Source organism: Endozoicomonas atrinae, from assembly GCF_001647025.1.
GTDB lineage: Bacteria > Pseudomonadota > Gammaproteobacteria > Pseudomonadales > Endozoicomonadaceae > Endozoicomonas > Endozoicomonas atrinae.
Map to the genome: position 1 here is coordinate 1 of NZ_LUKQ02000206.1, position 9,632 is coordinate 9,632.

Sequence of the window (9,632 nt, forward strand, 5' to 3'; positions counted from 1 at the left end):
ACTATGAAGATATTATCAATAAATGCTGTGAGGCATGGAATGAATTACTTTCTGAAGTTGGCCGATTGAAAAGTCTATGCTCCCGTTCATGGGCTGTTATTTCATAATTTAAAAATGGAATTGGTATCACTACCCTGGGGCACCGGTACCGGGAACTCACCACCGGAGATAAAGCTGGCATCTTCACCACTCAGGGTGGTCAAGGTGGGTTCTGCCAGTATTCGAGCCGTACCCGTATCTTTACTGGCATCAATGTATAGATTGAACAGACTGTCGCCACTCATAAAGCTGGCAAACAGGCCACTGCTGGAAAAACTGGCAGGGTTGGGGGTAAAGTTGCCACCAGGGAATCCAACTGCTGGGGGGACTAACGGCAAAGTAGCGGGTACATGGGTGCCGCCGCCAGGCCCAACACCGCCAAAACTCCACTTGCCACCATTGGTGATGCCATTGAAGTTCATATCCAGCCGTTTCATCAGGCTGCGCTGCATTTCCGCCACCTTCACTTCCAGCATCACCTGCTGAGCCCCCCCCACGGTGAGTATATTCACCACCTGCTCCGGCTCGGCCACAAACCCTTCAGCGATCTTCAGAGCGGTATCCAACCGAGCAAGGTTATCCACCTCCCCGGAGAGAATCAGCTTCTGCCCGCTCATGCGCACGGCAATGGACTCTTTCGGCATCACTTCGTAAAGCCGCTTTTTCAACAGGTTCAAATCCGGTGTTACCTCAATATGGAGGCGGGCCAGCAGACGCTGTTGCTTATCAAGTGCCATCACTGCAGTAGAGCCGACCTGTTTACCCAGCAGAAAAATACGGCTTCCGCCTAATACCAGAACATCCACCACATCGGGGTTTCCCACGGTAATGCGACCAGGCAACGAAGCCAGTGAAACAAAGCCGGACCCATTGACCATCAGTGACAGGTCCTGCCCCCCCCCTTTGGGTACGCTGCTTTCACCGGTCTGCTCAAGAGCAGATCCCATCGTGCCGGTCAGTAACAGACAGACTCCGAGTAACACCCGGCAGACAGATCGCCGGGCCATACTTTTCAGGTTGTTTTTCATTTTGCCCCCGGTTAACCAAGGTCTTGAACAGAAGTAAACAATCAGTGAACAGTCATTACTGGTTCACCGGAACCCACAGGCCCTGCACTCCGCGCTGAAGAATCAGGCCAGCGGGTACCGGTCTGGGCTTTGGTTTCACGGTGGGCTCATCCGGGTTACGAAGGGCCAGAAACAGGGCAGCATCATCGATCGCACCGGCCAGCTGGGTCGCTTCACTGGGTGTAATCGCCAGCGTTGCCGTACGGGCAATTACAGGTTCGTTATTTTCCATGGTGGTGGCCTGATCGATGGCCAGCACTTCACGGTTGGTTAACAGCAACCGTGAAGTGCTGCGCTCATTGGCAATGACATCCACCCTGCTACCGGGCTGGACAAACCCTGCGACACCACTGACGTCATTAATGCGGACGGTCATCGCCCGCATGCCGGTCTCCAGCCGGTTAGCCAGGAGTGCGGAAGGAATTTGCGGACTGATCCGTCCAGCCAGCAGAATCTCTCCGGCAAACAGATTGACCTGGGCATACTGACCCACCAGCGGCTGGACATCCGTCAGTGCCAGCTCCGGCAACAGATTACCAGGAACCGGAATGGTCTTGAGCTGCTCTGAAGACAGCTCCTCCCAGGCGGCAATATCTTCGCTAACCACAACGACCATCGTCACATCAACAGGCTCTGTAGGCTGTGGCTGGCCCAGAAATTGTCCCAGCGTCCAGGCACCACCGAGACCAAGCACGCCCGACAGGGCGATCATTACAGGGGTTCGTTGCAGCATGGTTATGCTCCTGCCAGCCATGAGCGACTGGTAACGTCTAAAACACCGTTTTTAAAACCAATGCCGGGATCGTCTGGCGTTGGCAGTTATTCAGTAATTCGCAGTTCCGGGTGGTCAGCCCATGGGCACGCTGGATGAAAACAGTGCCGGAATAAATGCCAGGTCGCCGGCGCCATAGAGCGTTATCAGCAGGCCGGAGGCAATGGCCAGGCCGTAAGGGAAGTGCAGGCTGGCGGCTTCGTTTTCTGCCGGCAGCAACCAGGTGCGTGCCATCAGACAGAGCCAGTAACGGCGCAGGGAAACCACCAGCCCCCCTTTGTAGATAAGATACAGCAGCCCCAGCACGGCACCGGCGATCAGGATCGCGGCCGTGCACAGCGCGCCATCCTTGACACCCAGCACCGCACCGATGGCGGCCACCATTTTTACATCACCGGCGCCCATGCCTTTTTTCATCAGGTAAAAAGGCAGCAGCATGGCCAGACAAAGGAACCCGCCACCCAGAGCATCCAGCAGTCCGCTGAAACCACTCAGCCAGCTATTGATCATCAGGCCGGTGATAAACAGGCTGAAGGTCAACCAGTTGGGCAGTCTGCGGTAACGCAGGTCATACCAGAGGGCGGGAATAAGCGCCGCCAGAAGCAACAGGGTGGGGAGCTGGTCGCTGTTGGGCGTATTCATGGCGGTGGGCTCTTGTTGTTATCGATTTGGTTGATTTTTAATCAGCTGAAGTGTTAACAGCAGAACTGTCGGGTAAGCTCTGATTCACAGGTATAAAGGCATAGGGGACCTGTCTGAGAAAAGAAACAACCCTGTTATGCTTCAACACTTCAGCCTATGCATTCCCACGCGGAGCTTGGGAACAAGGTTATGAAGTCAACTCTTAGGCATGTCCGTGCCGGTAAGTGCTTTATAAATAGCTCCTATTTCGGCGATTACTCCATCTTTTAAATGACCAAATGCCGCAACAACTCCAGCAGCAATAATCCCACCAGCCACCGCATACTCAACCGTAGTCAAACCATCTTCTTCCTTCAGGAAGTCATTAACCCATTGCTTAACGTTCATGAGTCTCTCTCCGTTGTTACATCCCGCGAACTGCGTTCTGTGAGGCCATAGTAGGAGAGCCGCCGGGGAAATTTAACTGGCAAAAATGCCAGACAGGGTGGGGGTAATATTGACCTGGGTCAGTTTTATGGTCTGCATCGTGGGATGGTGTTGGAAATCTTCCGGCGGGGTTAAAAAGTAAGCAGGGCCGTATCAGGAGGCTGCGGCTAAAGGCAAGTCTAACGCCTTTTTTGGAACCACAAAGAACACAAAGAGTACGAAGGCTTTGAAAGATTACTTTGTGATCTTTATGCCCTTCGTGGTTCCAATGCTTGTACGACGTTTGCAACAGCCTCTCAGTTCAATTAAAAGCTGGGAACCAGGCTAAATACCGCAGATAAAAAGCATCAGATAATGCGGAGTTCCTTGGCCATTGCCACCAGATGCACCCGGTTCTCCGCCCCCAGCAGCTCACACATATGGTTCAGGTGGTAGTTCACCCCTTTCTCACTGAGGTTGATCTTGCCGGCAATCTCCTTACTGCCCAGTCCGTTCGCCGTGAGCGTCAGCACATCCAGCGCCCGGGCACTGATCACCTGATGATGCAGCCAGGGATTAAACAGATAATGAAAGTCACGCATCAGCAGGGTATGAAAATAAAAACAGGTCATCAGCAGTGCCTGCTTATGATCCTCAATCCATAGCGCCAGTGCTTTTGGCGGCAGGGGACTGTTCAATAAGAACTGACAGTGCCAGCCGTTGCCGGTATAACCGTACACAGGCACAAATAGCTGAGAGCGAATCTCTCGGGCCATCATAAAATCCAACACTCGACGTTCCTGAGGATTGCCGCTGTCCGCCAAACTGCGCTGAAACGGCTGCCGCTCATAACAGATGCTTTGCCACATACGTGAGTCGCCATCGGTCTCCCTGAAGAACCGCTGCACAACGTCAACGCCTTCAGAGCTGAGGCATTGGGGCGTACGACGAAACAGTTCCAGATTGAAATGATCGGTAGCCTGGCATTCATCACCCGGAACCACATCAAATAGCCCATAGTAGTGAAAATCACTGAAACCCAGCTGTTGCATACTCAGCAGAATCCGCTGGGTCAGGACCGCCAGAGTGTTGGCCTCGAGAGGATTCTGTTCTGGAAGATCAAACCGTTCCGTCGGAGCTGGATTGATGTAAGAAGAATGAATAGCGCTGTCCATAAACTCTTTTTTATTGATTCACATTACAGTATGGATGACACAAACGACCGGATCACGCTCAAATTATCCTCATATCTTTGGCAACAGCCACCAGGTGCACCCGGTTATCCGCCCCCAGAACTTCCCGCAAATGGTTCAGGTGGTAGTTCACTCCTTTTTCACTGAGATTAATCTTTCCAGCAATCTCCTTACTGCCCAGCCCATTTGCCGTCAGTGTCAGCACATCCAGCGCCCGGTCACTGATCATCTCGTTTATCAGCCAGGGATTGAACAAGTAGCTGTAGTCACGCATTAGCAAGGTATGAAAATAGAAGCAGGCGTTAAGCAGCGATACCTGGTGATCCTTCAGCCAGCTGGCTAACTCCAAGTCGGAGAGCCCACTGTTCAGCATAAACTGACAGTGCCAGCCTCTACCCGTTAGGCCATGAACCGGCACAAACAATTGAGAATGAACATCCAGTGCGGTAAAAAAATCCAGTACCTTCCGTTGCTGCGGGATACGGTGGTCTAGCGGTTCCCGTTGAAACAGCTGTTGAGCAGAAAAAATGCGCTCCCGAATACGGCGGTCACCGCCGGTTTCCCGATGATACTGGATCAGAGTATTCACACCCATGGTACCAATGAAACGGTGCTCATTCTTCCACTGAGGCAGGTATAGGGTCTCCTGAGCTGACTCCGGCATTTCATCCAAAACCCCGTAATACAGGAATCCATTAAACCCCATCTGCTCAAAAGTCAGCCGCATCTGCCGGGTTAATATCGCTATAGGTATGGACTCAAGAGGGTTAATTTCTGACGTATCAAAGCCGGTTATTGAATTGACCAGCCAGGGGAATGAACTGTGAACCATCTGTGCGTCCATAGCGCCCCCAGAACGTTATTTTTAAAATAATGTGAAGTAGATCACAACAAAGATGAATTACGGGGACGATATACCAGATAAACGACAATGGCTCAATATTATTTATAACTGGGAGGATTACATCGTCTGCGATCCGCTTCCCGCGGTTCGAAAAAGCACCAATGGATGCATTTTTACGGGCAACGGGAGGTATTTAGTAAAGCAGAATCCCCCGCAATGCGGGGGAGGATAACGATCAGACGAACAGAATCAGGTGCAGAGCCATACCGACAATAAACGCCCCAATCATCGGTACCGATGTTCTTTTCACCACTTCAAACGGTGAGATTTTGGCAATACCGGCACAGGCAATGACTACCGCGGCGATGGGAGACATGGAACGTCCCATGGAAGCCGCAAAGTTCATTGGCAGAAGCATGGCCACGGCAGGAACACCGAAGCTCTTGGCTACGTCTGGAGCCAGAGTCGCAAATGACAGGAATGCCGCATTTCCAGACCCCATCATAATGGCAGCAACCGCAATCAGCGTGGCCATAAACAGCGTCATGGCAGAAGCACCGATACCCAGTCCCTGGGCAGAACCCAACAGGGAATCGATGGCACCGATATGCTTCAGACCCGTGGCAAAAATTTCAGCTCCGATAATCAGACCAACCACCGGGCCAAATACCGCCCCCATGCCATTCAGGAAGTGATCAAAGCCCTCAAGGGACTCTTTCATTTTCCGTGAACGGATCACTTCACAGAACATGCCGGCGAATACGCTGATCAACATGGCCATGACCAGATTCATTTTGATGGACGACACCATCATTTTGGAAAAGATCAACAGCAGGAAGAAAGGAATCATGGGCAGCAGCGCATAGAATGCAGGGGCTGGCTCTTTCTTCTCATCGTCAGAACGTTCGATGCCCTCGCCCACATGTTCTGCAGCAATATAGCCCTCTTTCAGATCACAGCGGCGCTGCCAGACAAAGTGAAGGGCCGCAGCCACCAGAGCCATAGGCACAGTAATCCAGGCCTGATAGCCCAGGAAGTATTCGGTAATCTCCAGTCCAGACTGGCTGGCAGCAAAGTTGGCATTAACCTGAGTCACACCGATTTCAAACGCCGCAGGAGAAGCAATAACGGCAACCGCCGAGGCCGGGCTCAAACCGATATTTCTCAGCACCGGATACAGTGTCACCATCAGCAGCAGACCAAGGCCGGTTGCAGAGGTTACAAACATCTGAAGTACTACACTTAGCAGATAGCATAGTGCAAGAACCATATAGGGAGAACGGAAACGGCTGATCGGCTTAACCGCCAGTCGAACCAGGGCTTCTGAAGCACCGATATGTGACATGTAGCTGGCAAAACCACCACAGGCCATAATGGTCAGACCCAGGCTGGCCATACGGTAGCTGAACACCGAGTTCATCAGTTCAAACAGGTCAAAAGGCATAAAGCCAGTGGCCTTGGCCGCAGGCAGGATATCTTTTACCCCCATCAACGCTGCTGCACTCAGCAATACAATACCGGCAATGGCCAGTGAGGCCGATGCGCTGTAGTTCTTCACGATGGCGTATATAACCAGTGCAACCACTGGTATGACGATGAGTATATCCACACGAAATCCTGAAATACTTAAATTTCGTGCAGATTATTTCTTGTACTAATGTTTGTAATTGACCAGTGTCAAACAATGATCTGGTACTTTTTTTAAACAATTCTGACAGTCGTTATGACCGAACTCTCAAAGCGGAAAGCACTGATAGCCAACAAAAAAACACAGGTAAACTCATTATTTTCAAACTCTGCACATTTTTTGCTAAAGCTATGGTTTCAGAAACGACTATGGGTTTATAATCAGCCGCACATGGAGAGTAGTCGTAACAACATCCGTGCCAACACTGAGCCGCCTGCGGTTGATCCTTCTGTAGAAACTCATAAGTTTCACCTGCAGCCTCCACGGACAACGAAGTAAAGGTATACGGTTGCCTATGAAGCCTTCCTTACAGCTCAAGATGGGCCAGCAGTTGACCATGACGCCTCAACTGCAACAGGCCATCCGACTGCTACAGCTATCGACTCTGGATCTTCAGCAGGAGATTCAGGAGGCCCTGGAGTCCAACCCCATGCTGGAATCCGAAGATAGCCAGACAGAGGACGCATCCACCAGCAGTGAAGGAAAGGAAGAACTCGTCGATCTGAGTGAAGCAGCCTCAGAACCTGAACCGCAGGAGATGGCGGAATGGTCAGAAAGTATTCCAAACGAGCTGCCTGTTGACTCAGCATGGGACGACGTTTACTCCAGCCTGCCCGCCAGCAGCGGCGACGATGATTATGACCCCCTGGCGAAATCATCTTCAGTAGAGTCTCTTCAGGATCATCTGGAGTGGCAACTGGATATGGTACCCATGAGTGACCGGGACCGGCTGATTGGCCTTGCCATCATCGAAGCCATTAATCCGGATGGCTATTTAACCTGCTCACTGGACGACCTTTTTGTGTCACTTCAATCTCAGCTGGAAGAGCTGGAGATCGAAGAGGTAAACGTACTGCAACATCGGGTTCAACAATTCGACCCTGTGGGTTGTGGCAGTTCAGACCTTAAAGAATGCCTGCTGGTCCAGTTGCGTCAGCTTCCCCCATCAACGCCCCATTTTAAAAATGCCGAAAAACTGATCACACTTCACCTTGAGTCGCTTGGCACCCATGACTATGCACGAATCATGCGCAGGGCCAAACTGAAGGAAGACCAGCTGCGTGAAGCCCTCAGCCTGATCCAAAGCTTTAACCCAAAGCCTGGCAGCACGATCGACCAGACAGAAGCAGAGTACGTGGTTCCGGATATATCCGTCCGTAAAATCAAGGAACGATGGACTGTCGAACTGAATTCGGATGCACTCCCCAAACTGCGCATTAATAATAATTACGCTTCCATGGTTCAAAGAGCCAATAACAGCCGCGACAATGTGTTCATGAAGAACCACCTTCAGGAAGCCCGCTGGTTTTTGAAAAACCTGCAAAGCCGCAATGAAACGCTGATGAAAGTCGCCAGTCAGATTATCGCCTATCAGCAGGAGTTTCTTGAAAAGGGTGATGAAGCCATGAAGCCCCTGGTGCTGGCGGATATCGCCGAGGCAGTCGGTATGCATGAATCAACCATTTCCCGGGTCACCACCCAGAAGTACATGCATACCCCTCGGGGCGTCTACGAACTCAAGTACTTTTTCTCCAGCCATGTCAGCACAACGGAAGGTGGTGAATGTTCGTCCACGGCGATTCGAGCCCATATCCGGAAACTCATTGCTGAGGAGACACCACGCAAACCGCTCAGTGATAATAAAATTGCGGCCATACTGGGAGAGCAGGGAATCAAGGTAGCCAGGCGAATCATTGCCAAATACCGTGAGTCCATGAATATCCCTCCATCCAATGAGCGAAAGCAGTTAGTCCCCTGATAATCATAAAGGTCTTGTAAAAGATAAGGTGATGTACAAGACAAAAAGCAGTTTTTTTTGTCTCAGGGCATTCCAAGCTGCATTGACAGTGTTAGAATCGAAGTTAACCAGTTTGAAAAATCCCGCGGACTGGTGATTACTTGGATAATGGGATCAGGAGAGCGTTACATGCAAGTCAACATCAGTGGACATCATGTCGAGGTAACAGAAGCTCTGCACGACTATGTGATCAAGAAACTGGAACGTCTTGCTTCACATTTTGACCATATCACCAATGTACAGGTGACCCTGAGTGTAGAAAAGCTGGCGCAGAAAGCAGAAGCCGTTCTGCATACCCGCGGAGCCGAGATTAATGCAACCGCCGAGCACGAAGACATGTACGCAGCCATTGACCTGCTCTCGGACAAGTTGGATCGGCAGCTGGTTAAACAAAAAGAGAAAGCCTTAAACAGGCAACAAGGTGCCAGTGGTCATGCCCTTTGATTTTTCAGGTTGCCATTCTTATTTAGCATGATGATTCATCGCATCCTAACCCCCGAGCGCACTCTTGACGGTGTGCACGGGGCCAGCAAAAAGAAAATTCTGGAATTTATCGCTGAACGCATCAGTAGCGATGTCCCCGAAATTAACGCCAAAGAACTCTTTGAAGCCCTGGTTGCACGGGAACGTCTTGGCACCACTGGTTTGGGTGAAGGGGTTGCTATTCCTCACTGCCGTTGTAAAGCCTGCCCGAGTCCAATCGGTCTCTTTATACGACTGGCGGAACCCGTCGACTTTGACTCCGTGGACCGCAAGCCTGTTGATCTGGTTTTCGCGTTGATCGTACCGGAAGGTGAAAATCAGGAACATCTGGAAATTTTAAAAGCACTGGCGGAAAGATTTCATTCAACGACGCTATTGGAGAAGATTCGTTCAGCTTCTGCAACAGAGCTGCTCTACCAATTCATTGCGGGTGATGATTAATCCGCTTATAAAAAAATTTCCCACACACTGTGTGGGAAATAGAGTGTTAAATCATAGATATCAGCTGTTGACTGGTAGTGTCAGTCTGTATTACTTTTTTAGTCATTGACAAACTTCCACTACCCATTGAAACAGGGAATGTAATTTAAATTGTGTAAACGCTTGTCGTTAATACTCCAAAATGGAGAATAACAATGAGCGTTGAAATCAACGAAAAACTGGTAGATCAAATAGCCAGTCAGATTAAAACTCAGGATGATC

General features: G+C 50.7%; 10 protein-coding genes. 3 read left to right on the plus strand and 7 right to left on the minus strand.

Going from position 1 to position 9,632, the window contains the following annotated elements:
• Nucleotides 1-101: 101 nt before the first annotated feature.
• The 7 genes from AK963_RS21170 to dcuC form a co-directional block, all read right to left on the minus strand.
• The gene (locus tag AK963_RS21170; RefSeq protein WP_066017414.1) at nucleotides 102-1,067 is read right to left on the minus strand and encodes a type II and III secretion system protein family protein; all 966 of its coding nucleotides are present in this window, start codon (nucleotides 1,065-1,067) and stop codon (nucleotides 102-104) included.
• Nucleotides 1,068-1,122: 55 nt separating this feature from the next.
• Nucleotides 1,123-1,839 carry a Flp pilus assembly protein CpaB gene (gene cpaB, locus AK963_RS21175; protein ID WP_066017415.1) on the minus strand — a complete coding sequence of 239 codons (717 nt, stop codon included), beginning with the start codon at nucleotides 1,837-1,839 and terminating at the stop codon, nucleotides 1,123-1,125.
• A gap of 114 nt (nucleotides 1,840-1,953) precedes the next feature.
• Nucleotides 1,954-2,520 carry an A24 family peptidase gene (locus AK963_RS21180; protein ID WP_066017416.1) on the minus strand — a complete coding sequence of 189 codons (567 nt, stop codon included), beginning with the start codon at nucleotides 2,518-2,520 and terminating at the stop codon, nucleotides 1,954-1,956.
• A 195-nt stretch (nucleotides 2,521-2,715) separates the two neighbouring features.
• Entirely contained in the window at nucleotides 2,716-2,907 is a 192-nt protein-coding gene (locus tag AK963_RS21185; RefSeq protein ID WP_066017417.1) for a Flp family type IVb pilin, read from the minus strand.
• 386 nt (nucleotides 2,908-3,293) lie between these two features.
• Nucleotides 3,294-4,100, minus strand: a complete 807-nt coding sequence (locus tag AK963_RS21190; RefSeq protein WP_066017418.1) for a helix-turn-helix transcriptional regulator — start codon at nucleotides 4,098-4,100, stop codon at nucleotides 3,294-3,296.
• 58 nt (nucleotides 4,101-4,158) lie between these two features.
• A complete protein-coding gene (locus tag AK963_RS21195; protein ID WP_066017419.1) occupies nucleotides 4,159-4,962 on the minus strand; it encodes a helix-turn-helix transcriptional regulator in 804 nt (267 codons plus the stop codon).
• 235 nt (nucleotides 4,963-5,197) lie between these two features.
• Nucleotides 5,198-6,571 carry a C4-dicarboxylate transporter DcuC gene (gene dcuC, locus AK963_RS21200; RefSeq protein ID WP_066017420.1) on the minus strand — a complete coding sequence of 458 codons (1,374 nt, stop codon included), beginning with the start codon at nucleotides 6,569-6,571 and terminating at the stop codon, nucleotides 5,198-5,200.
• A 373-nt stretch (nucleotides 6,572-6,944) separates the two neighbouring features.
• On the opposite strand from dcuC, the gene AK963_RS21210 reads away from it, so the two are divergent.
• The 3 genes from AK963_RS21210 (at nucleotide 6,945) to ptsN (ending at nucleotide 9,371) form a co-directional block, all read left to right on the plus strand.
• A complete protein-coding gene (locus AK963_RS21210) occupies nucleotides 6,945-8,408 on the plus strand; it encodes an RNA polymerase factor sigma-54 (RefSeq protein WP_066017422.1) in 1,464 nt (487 codons plus the stop codon).
• Nucleotides 8,409-8,576: 168 nt separating this feature from the next.
• Complete coding sequence (hpf, locus tag AK963_RS21215) at nucleotides 8,577-8,891, plus strand: ribosome hibernation-promoting factor, HPF/YfiA family (protein WP_066017423.1); 315 nt, start codon at nucleotides 8,577-8,579, stop codon at nucleotides 8,889-8,891.
• A gap of 27 nt (nucleotides 8,892-8,918) precedes the next feature.
• Complete coding sequence (ptsN, locus tag AK963_RS21220; RefSeq protein WP_066017424.1) at nucleotides 8,919-9,371, plus strand: PTS IIA-like nitrogen regulatory protein PtsN; 453 nt, start codon at nucleotides 8,919-8,921, stop codon at nucleotides 9,369-9,371.
• Nucleotides 9,372-9,632 lie beyond the last annotated feature (261 nt).